This window comes from Bradyrhizobium sp. SUTN9-2 (genome assembly GCF_003122645.1).
Classification (GTDB): Bacteria; Pseudomonadota; Alphaproteobacteria; order Rhizobiales; family Xanthobacteraceae; genus Bradyrhizobium; species Bradyrhizobium yuanmingense.
This window is the reverse complement of sequence record NZ_LAXE01000001.1, coordinates 5672753-5692927: the sequence shown is the minus strand read 5'-3', so window position 1 is coordinate 5692927 and position 20175 is coordinate 5672753. Positions and strand designations below refer to the sequence as shown.

Here is a 20175-nt window from a genome sequence, read left to right as displayed (position 1 = left end):
TCCGACAACCGCACCATCGCGCGCAGCAGGATCGCGCCGGCCAGCACGTCCGGCTGCAGCAGCAACAGCGCGGCCGCGATGTTGGCGCCGTTGGAGAATCCGACTGCGATCGGCGCGGCGAGGCCGTAGCGTTGCCGCGCCTCTGTGACGAACTCGCCCAGCTCGTGCGCGCGACGGCGCACGTCCTCCTCGTCGAACACGCCTTCGGCGAGACGGCGGAAGAAGCGCGGCATGCCGTGCTCGAGCACGCGGCCGCGCGGCGAAAGCAGGGCAGAGCCGGGCGAGATCATCTTGCCGAGGCCGAGCAGGTCGTTCTCGTCGCCGCCGGTGCCGTGCAGCAGCAGCAGAGGTGGAGAGCCCGCGTCGCCTGCGGGCTCGAAACGATGGATGAATGCAGTCTCCGTCATGACGCGGTCTCTTCCAGATTCGGCAGAACGCCCTCGATCTGCTTACGGTGCGGTTCGAGGAAAGCAGGCAGCTTCAGCTCGCGCCCGAGGCTCGCCACGGGCTCGTCGACCGCGAAGCCGGGGATGTCGGTCGCGATCTCGAACAGCACGCCGCCAGGCTCGCGGAAGTAGATCGAGCGGAAGTAGTTGCGGTCGCGCTGCTCGGTCGGGTGCAGGCCGTGATTGCTCACGAGCTTCGCGGCCATCTGGCCCTGCTCGGCATCGTCGGCCGCGCGGAAGGCGATGTGGTGCACCGAACCGCCGCCCTGGTGCCCGCGCAAGAAGCCCTTGGCCTCGTAGATGTCGACGACGCTGCCCTCTGCATCGCCGGGTGCCTTGAAGCGGATCACCGAGCCCTCACGCCCGCTCTCCTTGAAGCCGAACACGTCGGTGAGGATGGCCGCCGTCTTCGCCGCGCTGTCGAGCAGCAGGGTCACGCCGTGGAAGCCGCGGATCGCATGCTCGGCCGGCACGTCGCCATTGCTCCAGCCGGGCTCATTCTCGGCGCCGGGAATGCCGACCAGCGCGAGCGCCATGCCATCAGGATCGGTGAACGGCAGGACGGACTCGCCGAAGCGCTTCTCCAGCGCCTCGTACCGAATGCCCTTCTCGGTGAAGCGCTGCGTCCAGTAGCCGAGCGAGCGCTGCGGCACGCGGAAGGCGGTCTGATGGGTCTCGCCGACGCCGCGGCGGCCGGCCGAGACGCCGGCCCACGGAAAGAAGGTCAAGATGGTGCCGGGGCGGCCGGTCTCGTCGCCATAATAGAAGTGGTAGGTGCCGGGATCGTCGAAATTGACCGTCTTCTTGACGAAGCGCAGGCCAAGATCCCGCGTGTAGAAGCCGAAATTGCGGATGGGATCGCCAGCAATCGCGGTGACATGGTGCAGTCCAGACATTGTCGTCCTCCAAATTCGGGGAGCGGTCTTGCTCTGGCCGGAAATATCGTTCCGCTTTGGATTGGAGACAATCCATGCAAATATGACGGCTATGTCTACGATTTGGAAACAATCGACGGGGCGACCCCTTGGATAAGCTCGGCAGCCTCCGGGCCTTCGTGAAGGTGGTGGAAAGCGGCAGCTTTGCCGAGGCCGGTCGGCAGCTGCGGCTGTCGCGCTCGGCGATCAGCAAGTACATCGCCGACCTCGAGGAGAGCCTCGGGGTCCAGCTTCTGAACCGCACCACAAGGCACGCCAGCCCGACCGAGAACGGCCAGCGCTATTTCGAGCGCGCGGTCGTGATCCTCTCGGAGATCGAAGCGGCGGACCAAGCGGTGACGCAGGCGCAATCGGCGCCGCGGGGACTGCTCCGCGTCAACGCGCCGATGTCGTTCGGCACGATGCGCCTCGGGCCCGTGCTCGCCGATTTCATGGCGCGCTTCCCGGAGCTGCAGCTCCAGATCGTGCTCAGCGACGATCTGCTCGATCCCGTGCAGGACGGCTTTGACGTGACCTTGCGGATTGCGGAGCTGGAATCGTCCAGCCTGATCGCGCGCAAGATCATGCCGGTGGCGCGCATGATCTGTGCGTCGCCGGATTATCTCGCCCGGCACGGCACGCCAAAACATCCGCAGGATTTGCGCGAGCATGCTTCGCTGACCTACGGCTTCCTGCTGACGGGCAATCAGTGGAAGCTCACAGGCAACGACGGCGACCACTGGATCCAGCCGGCCTGGTCGCTCTGCGTCAACAATGCCGAGGTGCTGCGCGATGTCGCCATCAAGGGCAGGGGACTGGCGCTGCTGCCGGAGTTCATTGCGGCCGATGCGTTGCGGAAAGGCGAGTTGCGGACAGTGCTGGATGATTATTCCGCGCCGCCGCTAGCGCTCTATGCGGTCTATCCGCCGACGCGGCATCTGTCGGTGAAGGTGCGGCTGTTCATCGATTTTCTGGTCGAGCGGTTCGGGCGGGAGGATGAGGAAGTTGGCGGGCGCAGACGTGCGGAGGCTGGGTCGTGAAGCCACGAATCTGCCGGGGCAACGGCTCGCAGCGCCAGTCTAGGGACTCTGCCGCTGAAATTGTGAGTGGCATGGGTTCTCCCATTGTCAGCGTTGTTGACAGTGATTCCTCGGAATTACTCTTGCGCGAATGATAAGATGAAGTCCGGCAACCAGCAGAGGCCATGATGATTGTGCCTCTGCTGAGAGTCCCGCGCAGTGGCTGGATAAGATTATATCGCAACGGAGACTTGAACTTTCTTCCCGTGGCTTGGGACTCATATTCGCGTCCCGACTTCGCCTCAGGACAGAGAGAGTTCAGCCGCTGTCGGGCGTTGCCGAGGGCTCTCTTCCGTGCCACCGCGAAGAGCCTGGCTCGATGAGTCGCCCGCACTTCTCGACTTGGTTTCAACAAGCGCAGGAGGAAGCTATGCGGAAGTCTCTCACCTTTTTCCTTTCTGGTGTGGCATTGGCCGTCGCGGCGTCAACCGCCGTAGCCGGTGAGCGGGTGCTCGAGTTCAAGCTCGTCACCAAGCCGCTCGACCTCAAGGTCATAGAGGCCGCAAACGTTGAAGGACAGACGGTCGTGTCCGGGAAATTCTTCGGAGTGGCCGTCTTCAGCGATGGCCGTATCGGCGTGAAAGAGTTCGTCAATAGTTCGGACCAGCTCAAAGGGTCTGGCCCCTTCTTCGGCTATAGCACTTACACGTTCGAGGAAGGCTCGATTACGGCGCGCTACACCGGATCGGCCAAAGACGGCAAATCGACGGGCGAATACACGATTCTGTCGGGCACTGGTGCCTACGCGAATGCAACGGGTACGGGAACCATCGAAAGCGCGCCGAACCCATTCAAGGGTGTCAACCTGCTCAACATAAAGCTGGTCGTTAAAACTTCGGGCTCGTGATAGCGAATGCTAACAGGTCCCGCACGAAGGTAGTTGATCTCTTGGGGGGCGCGCTGCCCCGGCCGGAAACACAGCGCCGGCCGGGCGACCTGCTGAAGAACCGGCTGGAGTCGTGGGATTGATCTTTCCGCTTGGCCAGCCGCTGGTGCCGCAGGAGAGAACGCTTGGGAGCTCCGACCTGCGCAAATCTAGCTGACAGATTGCTGTCCGGCAGGTTCAAGCAGATCATTCAGCGCTTGCATCGACGCCTGTCGAATCTCGGCGAGTTCGCGTGCGGCACTGTCGAGTTCGGCAGGTGACATCGCGGGTGCCGCCAGCTCGACGTCGCGGCTGCGCTCGAACAGGCGGACGAGGCCGAGCGCACTTGCCGCGCTGCCAAGTTGATGCGCGGATCGTGCGAGGTGCTTGTGATCGCCCGCCGCCGCGGCGTCGGCGATGTCGTGGATCAATCGTTCTCCCGTCTGCTGGAGCAGATGGTGGAGCTTGTGGATTTGCGCGGCGCCCAGCAGCTCCCGCTGGTCGTCGAGGAAAGGCCGATCGATCAGTTCGGTCGCCGGGCGTTGCGCGGCTGCCGGCTCGGCCACCAGATCATCCTCGATCGCCTCGCGCAGCGCGTTGACCAGGATCGGCTTGCTGACGACCTTGGCGATGCCGGCGCCGGCAAGCCGATCGCGGGCGCGGCCGGAGACGTCGGCGGTCACGGCGATGAGGCGCGGCATCTTGGCAAGTCCGAGCTCGCCGATCCGGAAGGCCGCCTCCACGCCGTCCATGTCGGGCATGTGCAGATCCATCAGGATGACGTCGAAGGCCTGATCGCGGGCGAGCTCGACGGCTGCGGCGCCGTTCCTGGCGATCGTCGTGTGGTGGCCGAGCCGGTGCAGGATCGCTGCGCCGACCTCGCAATTGACGGGGTCATCGTCGACCAGAAGCACGCGGAGCTGCCGCGACGGCGGCGCAAGCGCGCCTTGCGCCACGCTGCTTCCGGCAAGCCCGAGCGGCACTTCGAGCGTGAACGTGCTGCCCGCGCCGGGCGCGCTCTCGACCTTGAGCTCGCCGCGCATCAGGCGGGTGAGGCGGCGCGCGATCGCAAGGCCGAGGCCGGTGCCGCCGAAGCGGCGCGCGATACTGTCGTCGGCCTGGACGAAATCCTCGAAAATCCGCTCGTGCAGCTCGGGCGCGATGCCGATGCCGGTGTCGCGCACGATGATGCACAGCAGGAGGTGATCGCCGCGCCGCTCGGTTGCCGCGCTCACGCCGATGCCGCCGCTCGGGGTGAACTTGATCGCGTTGCCGATCAGGTTGAGCAGGATGCGGTTGAGCCTGACGGGATCGCCATGCGCGGCGGTGTCGACCGTGTCATCGCAGGCGAGATCGAAGCTCAGGCCCTGGTCCAGGGCTTGCGGACGCATCAGGTCGCCGGCGGCTTCGATGAGCTGGTCGAGACGGAAGTCGCGCGTCTCCAGCATTTCCGTGCTGGCCTCGAGGCGCGCATATTCCAGCACCGCATCGACCAGCGCGATCAGCGTTTCGCCCGACGCCGCCGCGGTGGCAAGATGGCGGCGCTGGGCCTCGCTGAGGCTGCCGTCGTCCAAGAGTTGCAGCACGCCCATGACGCCGTTGAGCGGCGTGCGCAGCTCGTGGCTGACGACGGCGAGGAAGCGCGACTTGGTCTCATTGGCCGCGACCGCCGCGCGGCGCGCGCGCTCGGCGGCGTCGTGCTCGGCGAGCGCGTGGTCGCGGGCCTTCTCCAGCTCGGAGGTGCGCTCGATCACCTTGCGCTCGAGCGTGGCGTAGGATTCGCGCAAATGCGCCGCCATGCGGTTGAACTGCTCGCCGAGCGCCTCCAGCTCGTCGCCGGTCTTGATCGCGAGCCGCGAGTTGAGGTCGCCGCTGCCGATCCGCCTGGCTCCTTGGGTCAGCAGCTGGATCGGCACGGTCATGCGCCGGCTGAGAATGAGCGAGACCAGCACCGCGCAGGCGAGCAGGATCACGAGCAGGAAGGTCGAGCGGCCGATCGAGGCATAGATCGGCGCGTAGGCTTCGGTAAGCGGCAGCTCGACGAACACCAGCCAGCCGAGCGAGGGCACGGTCGCATAGGTCGACAGCACGCGCTGGCCGGAGAGATCCTCCTTGACGAGGCCGCCCGAAGGCGGCCCGATGCCGTCGAGCGCGGCGCGGACGTCGGCATGGCCGGAGAGATCGCTGCGCTGGAGCGCCCGCCATAAATCGGGATGCGCGATCAACACGCCCATGCGGTCGACGACATAGGCCTTGCCGGTGTTGCCGACCCTGATTCCCGTGACGAGGTCCCAGATGAAGCGCAGATTGACCTCGGCGACGATCACATCGGGAGCGCGCCCGGTGCCGCGCGTGGCGAGCGTCATGAAGGGCTCGGTGTCGCCGAAGAAATAGACGGGACCGTAATAGGCCCGGCTGTCATTGGCACCGCGGAAGGCGGCTGAAGCGGAGAGATCGGCGTTGCTGCCGACCTTGTCGGCGATCCGGCGCGATACGCGCAGCTGCTCGCGGCCTTCCGAATTGAGCTGGGCGATCTCCGCGATCGCAGGCGAGAGGCGCAGGAGGCGGATGGCGTTCAGCCGCTCGTCCTCGTGGGTCGACAGCTCCGGCGGCAGGCGCGCGAGCCACCTGATCTGGTTCTCGATCTGGCCGATGAACTGGCCGATCTGAATCGCTGCGGAGGCGGCCTGTTCGCGCTGGGTCGCCGCCAGCAGCTGCTTCTGCTCGCGATAGGAGAACCAGACGTCGAAGCTGGTGTTGATGGCGAGCGCGGCGAAGGCGAGGGCGACGATCGAGTAGAGATATTTCCTGAACAGCCGGCCGGAAGGCGTGCGCGAAGGTTCCTGGTCGCCGGGATCGTTCACTCGCGGATCTCGTCGGCGCGCGCGAGCAGCGTGAACGGGATCGTCAAGCCGAACGAGCGGGCGACCGTGCGGTTGATCAACAGCTCGTATTTGCGCGGCGATTGCACTGGAAGGTCGCCGGGCTTGGTGCCGCGCAGGATCAGGTCGACGTAATCGGCCGAGCGCACCTCGAGCGTTGGGCCGTAGCTCATCAGCCCGCCGGCATCGATGAAGTAATGGAACGGATAGATCGTGGGCACGCGGTATTTGGCGGCGGCCGCGACCACCGCCTTGCGGTTGACCACGAGGAAGCTGTCGACCAGCGCCACCATCGCCGCCTTGGGCAGTTCGGAAAAGCGCTTGACGGCGTCGTCGATCTCCGCGGGCGCGTTGACGGGCGCGGGGATCACGGAGACGCCGGATGCGGCAGCCTCCTGCTCGATCGATTCGAGGAAGAAGCGTCCGCCGCGCGGCGTGGTCGCGGGGTTGAACAGGATGCCGACGCGCGCGACGTCGGGCACGGCCTCGCGGATCAGCTGGAGCCACTTGCCGCCCATCTCGGCGCTGCTGTTGGTGAAGCCGGTGGCGTTGCCGCGGGGATGCGCGAGGCTTTCGACGAAGCCGTTGCCGACCGGATCGTTCGCGGTCGCAAACACGACCGGGATGGTCTTGGTGGCGGCAAGGACGGCGGCGGTCTCGATCGTCGACCCCGTCAGGATCACGTCCGGCTTGAGGTCGAGCAATTCCTGGACGGCCATCTTCAGCCGGTCCGGCGCGCCGAAGGTGGAACGGAGCTCGAGGCGGAAGTTGACGCCTTCGACCCAGCCGCGCTGCCGCAAGCCGGCGACGAGGTTGCCCAGGCGAGAGCTTGCGCTGTCGATCATGCCGCGTCTGGTCAGCTCGTCGTCGAGCGGCAATGCGGTGAGTGAGGCGACGATCCGCATGCGATTGTCGGTTGCGCCGAGCGCGATCCATCCCGCGACCGACGCAGTCGCGAGGCGAATGAAGCCGCGGCGATTGACCGCCGAGGAAACGAAAGATCGCCCCGTCATGGACTACGTTGCACGATCGCCTTGCTTTGCTCGATGCTTAGCGCGAAAGCGGGGTGCCCACAATCGGCGAAAGGCGCATGTGAATGTTCGTTCGCAGGCTTTCGATCTGGTGCCCGGCGGCCTAGCGCCGCAGCGTGAACGCGTCCGCGCTGCGCCGTTGCTCCCATTTCGCCTGCTCCAGCTCGGGCCGGTCGCACTCGATCTCGGGATAGCCGATGCAGAGATAGGCGATGAACTTCCAGCTGTCAGGCACGTCGAGAACAGCGTGCATGCGCGCAGGGTTCAGTATAGACACCCAGCCGAGGCCGATGCCCTCGGCGCGGGCGGCGAGCCACATCGCGGTGATGGCGGCGACCACGGAATATTCCGTCGTTTCAGGCATGGTCGCGCGGCCGAGGCCGTGGCCGATGTCGCTGCCCTTGTCGGCGAACACGGCAAGATGGCCGGGCGCCTGCTCGAGGCCGGACAGTTTCAAGGTGGCATAGCGTGCGGCGCGGTCGCCGGAGTAGCAGCTCAGCGCGTCGGCATTGCACGTCCTGAAATCTTCGACCACGGCGCGGCGCGTTGCAGCATCATTGACGATCACGAAGCGCCAGGGCTGGCTGAGGCCGACCGAAGGCGAGAGGCAGGCGGTCTCGATCAGGCGATCGATCGCCCCCTCCGGCAGCGGATCGCTGCGGAAGCGGCGCACGTCGCGGCGCCACACGAACAGCTCGCGTAAGTGCTGGCGGAAGCTATCGTCGAATTCGACCATGAGGTCATCGCCCCATTTGGAAGGACGCCGCCACCAGCAGGATCAGGATCTCGCCCGTCTGCTCGAACGCGCCGAGGATGTCGCCGGTCTGCCCCCCGATTTGGCGGATGGCAAGCCGCGCCAGCAGCAGGCCGGCCAGTGACAGCAGGATCAGGCCGACCAGCGCCTTGCCCGGCCCCAACGTCAGGGCAAGCGCAAGCGTTCCAAGCGCGAAGGCGATGGCCACGCTGCGCCCGGGCGGCGCCCCGGCGCCGGCAGAGAGGCCATCAGGCCGCGCCGACGGGACTAGCCACATGAAGGCCGGCAGGCCGGCACGGGCAGCAACGTGCGCCGCGCACAGCGCGAGCATGACGGCCCATGGATTTGCGATCGTCGCAAGCGCGCTCCAGCGCAGGCCGAACGATAGGATCAGGGCGCAGACGCCATAGGTCCCGATCCGGCTGTCGCGCATGATCTCGAGCTTGCGCTCGCGCGTGCGGCCGCCGCCGAGGCCGTCCGCGGTGTCGGCAAGTCCGTCCTCGTGCAGCGCGCCGGTGATGAGGGCGGTCGTGGCTAGCACGAGGAGGGCGGCAAGGCTCGGCGTCAGTCCGAAGCGAATGGCGATCTTGTAAGTGAGGGCGCCGGCGAGGCCGACCAGCAGTCCCGCGACCGGCAGCGCCCACATTGCCCGCGCAACGGCGCCGTCGCCCGCAGGCTTCGAGAATGCCACCGGCAGGATCGTCACGAACGATGTCGCCATCTTGAGATCGGCGAGGATGTCCTTGAGGTGCTCGGCGCGCGGGATCATTTCAGCTTCAACGGCAGGCCGGCGACGACGAACTCGACCTCGTCGGCGACACCGGCAATGATCTGGTTCATGATTCCGGCGGCATCGAGGAAGCTGCGCGCCAGCGCGTTGTCGGGCACTATGCCGAGGCCGACCTCGTTGGTGACGAGCACGACGGGGCTGTTGAGGCGGGGCAGCGTGTCGGCGAGCTCTCTCACCTCTCGCTCCCAATCGCGCGCCGCATGCATCAGGTTGGAGAGCCACAGCGTCAGGCAGTCCACCAGCCTCGCGCCGCCACCTTCGGTCGAGAGCAGCGCGGGCACGAGATCGAGCGGCACCTCGCGCTCGATCCAATCGGCTCCGCGCCGCGCGCGATGTCTTGCGATGCGTTCCTGCATTTCGCCGTCGAGCGCCTCGGCCGTCGCGACGTAGACGGGCTGGCCGGCAAAGCTGCGCGCGCGCGCCTCCGCCCGGGTGCTCTTGCCCGATCGCGCCCCGCCGGTGATCAAGATGATGGCCATAAAGGTCTCCTGCCGCAGCACTAATCATCAAACGCGGCCAAAGACAAAGCCGAAATCAGGCAGCGAGGGGCTTGCACTCGGCCGCCGTCTTGCGCAACAGGGGCGGGACAGGAGCTAGATGTGGACTTTGCGGGCGCGATGGTGGTGGCGATGGCGGTGGATGCCCTTCTGGGCTGGCCGGCGTGGCTGTTCGCGCGGATCGGGCATCCCGTCACCTGGCTGGGCGGGCTGATTGCCGGCATCGACACCGCCTTGAATCGCGCGTCCGATCCGCCGGCGTTGCGCCGAGCCGCGGGCGTTGCGGGCGCGCTTGCGGTGATCGCGCTCTCCGCGGCGCTCGGCTGGGCGCTGCAATCACTGCTTCCTTCGGGCTGGATCCAGATCGTGCTGATTGGCATCCTGGCCTGGCCATTGGTCGCGCTGCGCTCGCTGCACGATCATGTCGCTGCCGTGGCCACGCCCTTGCTGGCCGGCGACGTCGCCGCCGCGCGCGAAGCGGTCTCGCGCATCGTCGGCCGCGATCCCGCAAGCCTCGATCAAGCCGGCATCGCGCGCGCGGCGATCGAGAGCCTTGCCGAAAACGCCTCCGATGGCATCGTGGCGCCGGTGTTCTGGGGCGCACTGTTGGGCTTGCCCGGCATCCTCGGCTACAAGGCGATCAACACGCTGGACTCCATGATCGGCCATCGCAGCGAACGCCACGAAGCCTTCGGCTGGGCGGCAGCGCGCATCGACGACGTCGCCAATTTCATCCCGGCGCGGCTGACCGGATTTCTGGTCGTGCTGCTGGCGCCGCGAAGATCGGACGCGCTGGCGTGCATGACGCGCGATGCGCGCCGGCATCGCTCGCCCAATGCCGGCTGGCCGGAAGCGGCGATGGCGGGCGGACTCGGCGTGCGGCTCAGCGGCCCCCGCATCTATCACGGCAACGCGACCAACGAGCCCTGGCTGAACGAGGGTGCGCGCGATCCGCGCGCCGCCGATATCACCGAGGCGCTGACAGTCTATCGCCGCGCCATGCTGCTGGTCGCCGGCGTGCTTGCGATCCTGGCTTTCGCGTGAAACAACGGGGCATGCGCGAGCACGGTGGAAATCTCGATCTGGCCCAGCGGCGTTTCGGCGGACGCGCAGAGGATTGGATCGATCTGTCGACCGGGATCAACCGGATGCCCTTTCCCGTGGGCGAGGTAAGCGCACGCGCGTGGAGCGCGCTGCCGTCACGCGCCGAGATCGAGGCATTGCATCAGGCGGCGCGGCACGGCTACCGCACGAGCGCACCGATCGTTGCGATGGGCGGTGCTCAGGCCGCCATTCAATTGCTGCCGCAACTCGCGGCGCCCGGGCGCGCGCGTATCCTCGCGCCGACCTACAATGAATATGCCGGCGTCCTGTCGGCCGCCGGCCGGGACGTCCAGGAGGTTGCCGAGCTCGATGCGCTGGCGGGTGCGGACCTCGCCATCGTCGTCAATCCCAACAATCCCGACGGGCGGTGCCATTCGCGCAAGGATCTGCTCGCGCTGTTGCCGCGCGTCGGCCGTCTCGTCGTAGACGAGAGCTTTGCGGACCCGATTCCGCAATTGTCGCTTGCACCCGACGCGGATCGACCGGGACTGTTGATCCTGCGGTCGTTCGGAAAGTTTTATGGCTTGGCCGGCCTGCGGCTCGGCTTCGCCATCGGTCATGCCGCCGACATCGACAAGCTTGCCGCCGTGTCGGGTCCATGGCCTGTTTCGGGCGCGGCGATCGAAATCGGCTGTCGTGCCTTGCGCGATCAGGCTTGGGCGGAGGCGACGTCGGCGCGGCTCGCGCGCGACTGTGTTCGCCTCGATGCGATGGCGCATTCGCGAAGCTGGCGGCTCATCGGCGGCACACCGCTGTTTCGCTTGTACGAAACGGCTGACGCGGTGGCTGCGCAGGAGAGGCTCGCGCGCAGCCACATCTGGTCCCGCGTGTTCGCGCAACAGCCGACATGGCTGCGCCTCGGGCTCCCCGGCAGCGAAGCCGAATGGACGCGCCTTGCCGAGGCCCTAGCGCGCTAGCGCGAGCAGGCCTTCGACGTCGAGATGCTTTTCCATGTGATCGGCCAGCGCCTCGAGCGCGCTCTCGACGCTAGCGTGATAGGGCTCGTCGCCCGCGGGAATGTCGAGCTTGGCGAGGTAGGCCTTGCGGAAATCATCTGAGGTGAACAGGCCGTGCAGATAGCTGCCCTGCACACGGCCGTCGCGCGAGATCGCGCCTTCCGCCTCGCCGTCCAGCTTGGCGAAGGGGCGGGCGCGATCCGGGCCGTCGGTGCGGCCGATGTGGATCTCGTAGGCCTGGATCGGCTGATCCGTCGCGGCATGCACGGCCGTAACGCGCGTGAGGGTCTTTTGCGGGCTCATCACCGTCTCGACATCGAGAAGCCCGAGGCCCGGCGTGTCGCCCGCAGGTCCTTCGATGCCTTCGGGGTCGGTGACGCTGCGTCCCAGCATCTGATAGCCGCCGCAGAGGCCGAGCACATGGCCGCCCCTGCGGTAATGCGCGAACAGGTCGACGTCCCAGCCCTGCGCGCGCAGGAAGGCGAGGTCGCCGCGGGTGGATTTTGAGCCAGGGATGATGACGAGGCGCACGTCGCCCGGGATCGCCTCGCCCGGGCGCACCATCACGAGATCGACGCCCGGCTCGAGCTTGAGAGGATCGAGATCGTCGAAATTGGCGATGCGCGATAGCGCCAGGCAGGCGATCTTGCATTGGCCCGGCTTGCGCGCATCGCGCAGGCCGAGCGCGTCTTCGGCCGGCAGCTCGCCGGCACGCGGGAACCAGGGCAGCACGCCGAGGCCGCGCCATGCAGTCTTTTGCTCGATCAGCCTGTAGCCGTCGTCGAACAGCGTGGGATCGCCGCGGAACTTGTTGATGACGAAGCCAGAGATCATCGCGGCATCGTCGGGGTCGATCACCGTCCTGATGCCGACCAGCTGGGCGATGACACCGCCACGGTCGATGTCGCCGACCAGCACGACCGGCACATTCGCCTTGCGGGCAAAGCCCATATTGGCGATGTCGGACTTGCGCAAATTCACCTCGGCCGGACTGCCGGCGCCTTCGACCAGCACCAGATCGGCCCGCGCCTTCAGCCGTTCAAAGCTCTCCAGCACCGCGCCCATCAGCGACGGCTTCATCGCCGCGTAGTCGCGCGCGCGTGCGGTCGCGATGCGCTTGCCGTGGACGACGACCTGCGCGCCGACATCGGTCTCGGGCTTGAGCAGCACCGGGTTCATGTCGGTGTGCGGCTCGACACCGGCGGCGAGGGCCTGCAGCGCCTGGGCGCGGCCGATCTCACCGCCATCGACGGTGACCGCGGCGTTGTTCGACATGTTCTGCGGCTTGAACGGCAGCACGCGCAGACCACGGCGCGTAAAGGCGCGCGCGAGGCCGGCGACGATGAGCGACTTGCCCACGTCCGAGCCGGCTCCCTGGATCATCAGCGCGCGTGCCATGATGACTTCAGAACTCGACGCCGGCCTGCGCCTTGATGCCGGAGCGGAACGGATGCTTCACGAGCGTCATCTCGGTGACGAGATCGGCGATCTCGACCAACTCGTCCTTGGCGTTGCGACCGGTGAGCACGACATGCGTCATCGCAGGCTTTTGCGTCGTCAGGAATTCGACGACTTCGGCGATGTCGAGATAGTCGTAGCGCAGCGCGATGTTGATCTCGTCGAGCACGACCATGCGCAGCCGCTCGTCGAGGATCAGCTCCTTGGCTTTCTCCCAGCCGGCGCGCGCGGCAGCGATGTCGCGGGTGCGGTCTTGGGTCTCCCAGGTGAAGCCTTCGCCCATCGCGTGGAACTGACAGAGTTCGCCGAAATGGCCGGTGAGTAGGCGCCGTTCGCCGGTATCCCAGGCGCCCTTGATGAATTGCACCACCGCACAAGGGAAGCCATGCGCGACGCAGCGGACGATCATGCCTAAGGCCGAGGAGGATTTTCCCTTGCCGGCGCCGGTGTGGACGATGATCAGGCCTTTTTCACCGCTCTTGGTCGCCATGATCTTGTCGCGAGCGGCCTTCTTCTTCGCCATTTTGGCGGCGTGGCGGGCGTCGGTTTCCTCGGTCGTGTGGGTTTCCGGTTCAGGCGTCATCGGTCCCGGTCCTTCGGCTTGACAAGTGGCGGCCACCGGCAAATGGTGGCCTGGCGTTGGTTCCTGTCCTATGACAGGCGAAGAGGGAATGCGATAGGGTCCGAATCCGCAAAGATTTGGGTCCAAACTGCAGCCGCCCCCGCGACCGTGACCGGAGAGATGCCCGAAGCCACTGATTCCTTTTGGGATCGGGAAGGCGGGGATCGAAGGGCCAAAACCCTGCTCCGCAAGCCGGGAGACCTGCCAGCGCGGACGAGTTTTGGACCGGCGGACGGGGTGTTCCGCGACGGGGAAGCGGGCCTTCAGGAGAATGGTCCGTGCGCCTCATCGCCTCCCGCTGTTATCTGGAAGAGGCGATGACCGTCACACTTCATGTCTGCATCACCTGCCGCGCCGGCCAGACGCTTGGCGAGGGCGAGACGACGCCCGGCAAGCGCCTGCATGGCGCGATTCTCGAGGCCGGCGTGCCCGAGGGCGTCAGCGTGGTTCCCGTCGAATGCCTGTCGGCGTGCAGCCAGGGCTGCTCGGTCGCGCTCAGCGCGCCCGGCCGCTGGTCCTATGTCTATGGCCGCCTGTCCGATGCGAATGCGCAGGACGTGGTCGCAGGTGCTGCGGCCTACGCGGCGACGCCCGACGGAATCGTGCCCTGGCGCAGCCGTCCCGAAATCTTCCGCAAGCAGTCGCTTGCCCGTATTCCCCCTGTTACCGTCGTGCCGGAGGCCGCTGAATGAACTCGCTCGCAAAAGTCCCGGTTACGGTGGTCACGGGTTTCCTGGGCTCCGGCAAGACGACGCTGATCCAGCATCTGCTCAGCAACGCCGGCGGCAAGAAGCTCGCGGTGCTCGTCAACGAATTCGGCAGCGAGGGCGTCGACGGCGAGATCCTGAAGTCCTGCGCCGATGCGAACTGCCCGGAGGAGAACATCGTCGAGCTCGCCAATGGCTGCATCTGCTGCACCGTCGCCGACGATTTCATTCCAACCATGGAGCAACTCTTGGCGCGTCCGGTGCGGCCCGATCACATCCTGATCGAGACCTCGGGCCTGGCGCTGCCAAAGCCGCTGCTGAAGGCGTTCGACTGGCCGGAGATCCGCTCGCGCATCACGGTCGACGGCGTGATCGCGCTGGCCGATGCCGAGGCTGTCGCCGCCGGCCGCTTCGCGCCGGATCCGGCTGCGGTGGAAGCGCAGCGCGCGGCGGACGACAATCTCGATCACGAAACGCCGCTGTCGGAAGTGTTCGAGGACCAGATCGCCTGCGCCGACATCGTGCTGCTGACCAAGGCCGATCTTGCGGGCGCAGCCGGAATCGAAGCCGCAAAAGCGGCGATCACCGCCGAGATGCCGCGCCGCGTGCCGATGCTGCCGGTCACCGACGGTGCGATCGATGCGCGCGTCATTCTCGGCCTCGGCGCTGCCGCCGAGAATGATCTCGCCGCGCGGCCATCGCATCATGACGGCGAGGAGGAGCACGAGCACGATGATTTTGCCTCGGTCGTGATTGACCTTCCGGAGGTCGCCGACATCGACGCGCTGGTCGCATCGGTCCAGAAACTGGCGCGCGAGCAGAACGTGCTGCGGGCGAAGGGGTACATCGCGGTCGCTGGCAAGCCGATGCGCCTGTTGTTGCAGGCGGTCGGCGAGCGGGTGCGCCATCAGTTCGACAAGCCCTGGGGCGCGGGTCTCAGACAGTCGAAGCTCGTCGTGATCGGCGAGCATGGCGATATCGACGAGGCCGCCATCAAGGCAGGACTTGGTCTTTCAGGATCTGGCATCTGATGCACGTCGTCTTCCGCGAGAGCCGCGGTCTCGAGGAGACCGCGACGCCAAGAGACATCGGCCAGGACCCGGCCGATCTCGTGGTGCTCTCGTATTCGGATTCCGACCTTGCCGCGTTTGCGGCCGGCTGGCGCCGCGGTCGGGGCAGCCTGCCGTCGCTGCGGCTGGCCAATCTCGCGGAGCTGCGTCATCCGCTGTCGGTCGACACCTATATCGAACGGACGCTGTCGCAGGCGCGGGGCATATTCGTGCGCCTGATCGGCGGGGAGTCCTATTGGGCATACGGGCTCGCGGCGCTCCAGCAACTCGCGCAAGAGCGCAACATCGTGCTCGCCGTGCTGCCGGCGGACGGCCGCGACGACGCGCGGCTGGATGCGTACTCGACCCTGCCGGTCTCGACGCTGCGGCGGCTCAAGGTGCTCTGCGACTCCGGTGGCCCGGTCGCCGCGCAAGCCGCGATCGCGCAGCTCGCGCTGGCCTCGGGCCTCTATGCCGGCCCGGTCATCGGCGAGATGACCGTGGCCGAGATGGGATTCTACGATCCCGCGCGCGGCGTCATTGCCGCGCCGGCGGGCGGCGAGGGCAAGCCGCGCGCACTCGTGACGTTCTATCGCTCCTATCTCACCGCCGCCGATACGGGGCCCGTCGACGCCTTGATTGCGGCGCTGCGCGAGAAGGGATTTGACGCCTACGGCGCGTTCGTCACCTCGCTGAAGGCGCCGGGCGCTGCCGACTGGCTGCGCGCGCATCTGGCACAACATCCTGCGGCGGCGATCGTCAATGCGACGGCGTTCTCGGCCCTTGGCGATGACGGCACGACGCCGTTCGATGCCGCATTCTGTCCGGTGTTCCAGGTCGCGCTCTCGACGGCGCGGCGCGAAGATTGGGCGGAATCACTGCGTGGCCTGTCGCCCGGCGATCTCGCGATGCATGTCGTGCTGCCGGAGGTCGACGGCCGCCTGTTCGCCGGCGTGGTGAGTTTCAAATCGGCCGGTCAGCGCGATCCCGATCTGCAATTCGCGCATCTAGCGCACAGGCCCGACGAAGAGCGCGTCAACGCCGTTGCCATGCGCGTCGCGGCTTGGCGTCGCCTCGCGGAGAAGCCCGCCGGCGAGAAGCGGTTGGCAATCGTGCTCTCGAATTATCCGGGCCGTCCGCATCAGATCGCGCACGCCGTTGGTCTTGATGCGTTGGCGTCGGTCGAGGCTTTGATTTCCGATGTCGCTGAGGTCGGCTTCGACGTTGCGCCGGTTGATGCGCTCGGCGAGACACTGTTGAAGCAGAGTTTGACTTGGGGCGTCGCCGATTATCGAGCGGGGCTGTCGCGCCTGCCGCAATCCTTGCAGGACGATCTCGCGCGCGCCTGGGGCGCGGTGGAAAACGACCCGAGCTGCCGCGATGGTGCGTTCCACTTCGCCGCCATCGCGTGCGGCCGGTCGGTCATCGCGGTTCAGCCCGAGCGCGGCGACGCGGCCTCGCGCGATGCCGATTATCACGATCTCGCCTGCACGCCGCGCCACGCCTATGTCGCATTCTATCTCTGGCTCAGGCAGCAAGGCTGCGATGCTGTCGTGCATATGGGCGCACATGGCACGCTGGAATGGCTGCCCGGAAAATCCGTGGCGCTGTCGCAAGCGTGCTGGCCGGAAGCGCTGATCGGCGATGTCCCCGTCATCTATCCCTTCATCGTCAACGATCCCGGCGAGGCCGCGCAGGCCAAGCGGCGCATCGGCGCGGTCACGATCGGCCATCTGCCGCCGCCGCTTGAGACATCCGCGGTGCCGGAGGGGCTTCGTCGGCTCGAACGGCTGCTCGACGAATATTCGACCGCCGATGGTCTCGATCCCGCGCGCCGCCAGCGGCTGATCGCGGCGATCCGTGACGAGGCGCGGGCGGCGGGTCTCGAAGACGATCTCGGCCTCGATGCAATGGCCGCACCGGCCGAAGCCATCCCGCGGATCGACCGCTTCGTCTGCGATCTCAAGGAGAGCCAGTTCGGCGATGGCCTGCACGTGTTCGGCCGCGGTGCCTGCGGCGAAGCGGAGCGCGATGCATTGCGTTCCGTGCTCGCCGGAAAACGCGTTGCCCCCGGGCCGTCGGGCTCCCCGTATCGCGGGCGTCAGGATGTGCTGCCGACAGGGCGCAACCTCTTCGCCGTCGACCCGCGTGCGGTGCCGACGCCGTCGGCGCATGCGCAGGGGATAAAACTCGCCGAAGAGCTGTTGCGCCGTCATCTGCAGAATCACGGCGACTGGCCGAAGGGCCTCGTGGTGGATCTCTGGGGCTCGGCGACGATGCGCACCGCAGGCGAAGAGTTCGCGATGGCGTTGCATCTGGCCGGCCTCGCGCCGCGCTGGGATCACGCTTCCGGCCGTGTCACCGGTTACGACATCATCGCCCCGGCCGAGCTCGGCCGTCCGCGCATCGACGTCACGCTGCGCGTATCCGGCCTGTTCCGCGATGTCTTCGCAGGGCTGGCGCAATTGTTCGAAGCCGCCGCCGAGGCGCTCGCCGCGCGCGAGGACGAGGGCGATGAGAATCCCTATCGCCAGCGTGCGTCCCGCGTGTTCGCGCCGCGGCCCGGACAATACGGCGTCGGGCTCTCGGCGATCCCGGATGCCTTCACGCCGGACACGCGCGAGGCCGCAGGCGAAGCGTGGCTGTCGGCATCGTCCTGGGCGTTCTCTGCCGATGGCGCGATGCAGCCGGATCGCGCAGGTATCGAACAGCGTCTCGCGTCCGCCGACGCTTTTGTCCACGTCCAGGACTTGCCCGAAACCGATCTGCTGCTGGCCGCCGATTATGCCGCGCATGAGGCAGGCATCGCCGCGGCAGCCGCGAACCTCGGCGCAGGCGTGCCGTCGCTCTATCACCTCGATGCGACGCGGCCCGGCGAGCCGCATGCGCGCACGCTGACGGAAGAGATCTCGCGCGTCGTTCGCGCACGGGCGGCCAATCCGGCCTGGATCTCCGGCATGATGCGCCACGGTTTCCGCGGCGCCGCCGAGATCACCGCGACGCTGGAGCACATGGCCGCCTTCGCGCATCTCGCCGGCGCGGTGCCGCCGCATCTGTTCGACCTCTATTACGACGCGACACTCGGCAACGACGACGTCCGCGCCTTCATGGCGCACGAAAATCCGTCCGCACTCGCCGCGATGGAAACCTGCTTCACGCGCCTGCGCGAAGCCTCGCTCTGGCGAACCCGCCGCAATTCGATTGCAGCGGCGCTGCGGGAGGCCTCATGAGCGCGACCACGGTCAAGGGTTGGTGTCCCGGCGCGCTGCGCCCGATGCAATCGGGCGACGGGCTCGTGGTGCGCGTGCGTCCGTTCGGGGGACGCCTTGAAGCACCACAAATCTCCGGGCTTGCGGAACTCGCCGAGCGCTTCGGCAACGGTCTAATCGACGTCACGAGCCGGGCCAATCTGCAGATCAGGGGCGTTCAGGAGGACGGCCATCGGCCGTTGCTCGATGGTCTGGCGCAACTGGCGCTGCTCGATCCCGACGCCGACATCGAAGCCAGGCGCAACATCCTGGTGACGCCGTTCTGGAGCAACGGCGACGAAACGCAGTCGCTCGCCGCGGAGCTCGAGGAGGCGCTTGCCGATTCTGGCCTGGCGCTTCCCACCAAGTTCGGCTTCGCCATCGATGACGGGCGGTCGCGTGTTCTCGCCGGCGATTCCGCCGACATCCGCATCGAGCGCGACCGCTCGGGCGGTCTCCTGGTGCGGGCCGATGGCGCCAAGCTCGGTCGTTCCGTTGAACGCGGACAGGCCGTGAGCGCGGCGCTGGCGCTCGCAAGCTGGTTCATCATCTCCGGCGGTGCAAACGGCGGGCGAGGGCGCATGGCAGCCCACATCGCATCCGGCGCCGTGTTGCCTCAATCCTTGCGCGGCGAGACCGAGCCTGCGCCGGTGATGGCCGCGGTGCGTCCCGGGCACTATCCGCAAGGCGCAATGGTCGGGGTGGCGTTCGGGCAGATGCTGCACGCGACGCTGCATCAATTCTCTGCTTGCGGCCATGCGCTGCGCATGACGCCCTGGCGGATGGTGCTGAGCGAGGGCAAGCGCGAGATGCCGAGCGCGGCGGGGCTCATCACCAGGCCCCATGATCCGGCGCTGCGCGTCATCGCCTGCAGCGGCGCGCCGCGCTGCCGCGAGGCCCATGCCGATACGCGCGCGCTGGCCGCGGCGCTGGCGCCGAGCATCCCCGCCGACGCGCGACTCCACGTCTCCGGCTGCGGCAAGGGCTGCGCCCATTCCGGCGCGGCTGCGGTTACCCTGATTGCGACGCGCGCCGGGTTCGATCTCGTCCGCGACGGCTCGACCCGCGACGCGCCGGTCCTGCGCGGGCTGAACGGCGCCGACATCGTCAGCGATCCCTCCATCCTGGTCGGAGGGAACTGATGCCGCACACCTACGAGACCGACGGCGCTGTGATCTACCGGCAATCCTTTGCCACCATCCGGGCCGAGGCCGATCTCGCGCGCTTCACGTCGGACGAGGAGCAGGTGGTGGTGCGGATGATCCATGCCGCCGGCATGGTCGGCCTCGAGGCGCATATCCGTTTCACCCCTGATATGGCGATTGCCGCGCGCGCGGCCTTGCAGAAGGGCGCGCCGATCCTGTGCGACGCGCGCATGGTGTCCGAAGGCATTACGCGCGCGAGGTTGCCCGCGGCCAATGCCGTGATCTGCACGCTCGGCGATCCCGCCGTGCCCGCGCTGGCGCAGTCCATGCGCAACACGCGCTCGGCCGCGGCCCTGGAGCTGTGGCGGCCGCATCTTGATGGCGCGATCATCGCGATCGGCAATGCACCGACCGCGCTGTTTCATCTGCTCAACATGCTGGAGGATCGCGACTGCCCGCGGCCGGCTGCGATCATCGGCTGTCCGGTCGGCTTCGTCGGCGCGGCCGAATCCAAGGCCGCGCTGATGGTCGATCCGCCGGCACCGGCGCTCACCGTCGAAGGCCGCCTCGGCGGCTCCGCCATCACGGTTGCTGCCGTGAACGCGCTGGCAAGCCGGAGCGAATAGCC

General features: G+C 67.2%; 18 protein-coding genes and 1 riboswitch. Of the genes, 9 read left to right on the top strand and 9 right to left on the bottom strand.

Annotated elements, in window-relative coordinates; all coding sequences use genetic code 11:
• Both XF30_RS26415 and XF30_RS26410 read right to left on the bottom strand, forming a co-directional pair.
• On the bottom strand, nt 1-407 hold a 407-nt coding region (locus XF30_RS26415; RefSeq protein ID WP_502696140.1), incomplete at its 3' end, for an alpha/beta hydrolase.
• Nucleotides 404-1342: a ring-cleaving dioxygenase gene (locus XF30_RS26410; RefSeq protein ID WP_109144303.1), complete on the bottom strand. Its 939-nt coding sequence runs from the start codon at nt 1340-1342 to the stop codon at nt 404-406. The genes XF30_RS26410 and XF30_RS26415, both read right to left, overlap by 4 nt.
• Nucleotides 1343-1470: 128 nt before the next feature.
• Between XF30_RS26410 and XF30_RS26405 the strand changes: the two genes are divergently transcribed.
• Complete coding sequence (locus XF30_RS26405) at nt 1471-2400, top strand: LysR family transcriptional regulator (RefSeq protein ID WP_192893261.1); 930 nt, start codon at nt 1471-1473, stop codon at nt 2398-2400.
• Nucleotides 2401-2758: 358 nt separating this feature from the next.
• Nucleotides 2759-3286, top strand: a complete 528-nt coding sequence (locus tag XF30_RS26400; protein ID WP_225141367.1) for a DUF3224 domain-containing protein — start codon at nt 2759-2761, stop codon at nt 3284-3286.
• Between the two features lie 188 nt (nt 3287-3474).
• Here the strand turns inward: XF30_RS26400 and XF30_RS26395 are convergent, their stop codons facing one another.
• The 5 genes from XF30_RS26395 to cobU all read right to left on the bottom strand — a co-directional run bounded on the left by XF30_RS26395 (nt 3475) and on the right by cobU (nt 9240).
• Nucleotides 3475-6168 (bottom strand): hybrid sensor histidine kinase/response regulator, encoded by a 2694-nt coding sequence (locus XF30_RS26395; protein ID WP_109144302.1) that lies wholly within the window; start codon nt 6166-6168, stop codon nt 3475-3477.
• Nucleotides 6165-7199 (bottom strand): ABC transporter substrate-binding protein, encoded by a 1035-nt coding sequence (locus tag XF30_RS26390; RefSeq protein ID WP_109144301.1) that lies wholly within the window; start codon nt 7197-7199, stop codon nt 6165-6167. The genes XF30_RS26395 and XF30_RS26390 overlap by 4 nt, the downstream gene beginning before the upstream one ends.
• A 121-nt stretch (nt 7200-7320) precedes the next feature.
• Nucleotides 7321-7953, bottom strand: coding sequence for a 5,6-dimethylbenzimidazole synthase (bluB, locus tag XF30_RS26385; RefSeq protein WP_036023480.1), 633 nt, complete (start codon nt 7951-7953; stop codon nt 7321-7323).
• Nucleotides 7954-7957: 4 nt separating this feature from the next.
• Nucleotides 7958-8740 (bottom strand): adenosylcobinamide-GDP ribazoletransferase, encoded by a 783-nt coding sequence (cobS, locus tag XF30_RS26380; protein ID WP_109144300.1) that lies wholly within the window; start codon nt 8738-8740, stop codon nt 7958-7960.
• On the bottom strand, nt 8737-9240 hold the full coding sequence (cobU, locus tag XF30_RS26375) for a bifunctional adenosylcobinamide kinase/adenosylcobinamide-phosphate guanylyltransferase (RefSeq protein WP_109145855.1): 504 nt from the start codon (nt 9238-9240) through the stop codon (nt 8737-8739). Before cobU ends, cobS begins: the two co-directional genes overlap by 4 nt.
• A 120-nt stretch (nt 9241-9360) precedes the next feature.
• Here cobU and cbiB point away from each other — a divergent pair, with 120 nt between their 5' ends.
• A complete protein-coding gene (cbiB, locus tag XF30_RS26370; protein ID WP_192893260.1) occupies nt 9361-10302 on the top strand; it encodes an adenosylcobinamide-phosphate synthase CbiB in 942 nt (313 codons plus the stop codon).
• 11 nt (nt 10303-10313) lie between these two features.
• Complete coding sequence (gene cobD, locus XF30_RS26365) at nt 10314-11279, top strand: threonine-phosphate decarboxylase CobD (RefSeq protein WP_192893259.1); 966 nt, start codon at nt 10314-10316, stop codon at nt 11277-11279.
• Here cobD and XF30_RS26360 read toward each other — a convergent pair.
• Both XF30_RS26360 and cobO read right to left on the bottom strand, forming a co-directional pair.
• Nucleotides 11268-12716: a cobyric acid synthase gene (locus tag XF30_RS26360; protein WP_109144297.1), complete on the bottom strand. Its 1449-nt coding sequence runs from the start codon at nt 12714-12716 to the stop codon at nt 11268-11270. The two genes, cobD and XF30_RS26360, sit on opposite strands and share 12 nt — an antisense overlap.
• A gap of 7 nt (nt 12717-12723) precedes the next feature.
• Nucleotides 12724-13359 (bottom strand): cob(I)yrinic acid a,c-diamide adenosyltransferase, encoded by a 636-nt coding sequence (gene cobO / locus XF30_RS26355; RefSeq protein ID WP_109144296.1) that lies wholly within the window; start codon nt 13357-13359, stop codon nt 12724-12726.
• Nucleotides 13360-13399: 40 nt separating this feature from the next.
• A riboswitch (cobalamin riboswitch) is annotated at nt 13400-13621 on the top strand.
• 94 nt (nt 13622-13715) lie between these two features.
• Between cobO and XF30_RS26350 the strand changes: the two genes are divergently transcribed.
• Genes XF30_RS26350 through XF30_RS26330 form a run of 5 tightly spaced genes read left to right on the top strand, consistent with a single transcriptional unit; the run spans nt 13716 to nt 20173 of the window.
• Nucleotides 13716-14090, top strand: a complete 375-nt coding sequence (locus XF30_RS26350) for a DUF1636 family protein (protein WP_109145854.1) — start codon at nt 13716-13718, stop codon at nt 14088-14090.
• Entirely contained in the window at nt 14087-15136 is a 1050-nt protein-coding gene (gene cobW / locus XF30_RS26345) for a cobalamin biosynthesis protein CobW (protein ID WP_109144295.1), read from the top strand. The genes XF30_RS26350 and cobW overlap by 4 nt, the downstream gene beginning before the upstream one ends.
• Nucleotides 15136-18384 (top strand): cobaltochelatase subunit CobN, encoded by a 3249-nt coding sequence (cobN, locus tag XF30_RS26340; RefSeq protein WP_109144294.1) that lies wholly within the window; start codon nt 15136-15138, stop codon nt 18382-18384. Before cobW ends, cobN begins: the two co-directional genes overlap by 1 nt.
• Complete coding sequence (gene cobG, locus XF30_RS26335; RefSeq protein ID WP_109144293.1) at nt 18381-19544, top strand: precorrin-3B synthase; 1164 nt, start codon at nt 18381-18383, stop codon at nt 19542-19544. Before cobN ends, cobG begins: the two co-directional genes overlap by 4 nt.
• The gene (locus XF30_RS26330) at nt 19544-20173 is read left to right on the top strand and encodes a precorrin-8X methylmutase (protein ID WP_109144292.1); all 630 of its coding nucleotides are present in this window, start codon (nt 19544-19546) and stop codon (nt 20171-20173) included. The genes cobG and XF30_RS26330 overlap by 1 nt, the downstream gene beginning before the upstream one ends.
• The last annotated feature ends 2 nt before the right edge of the window (nt 20174-20175 follow it).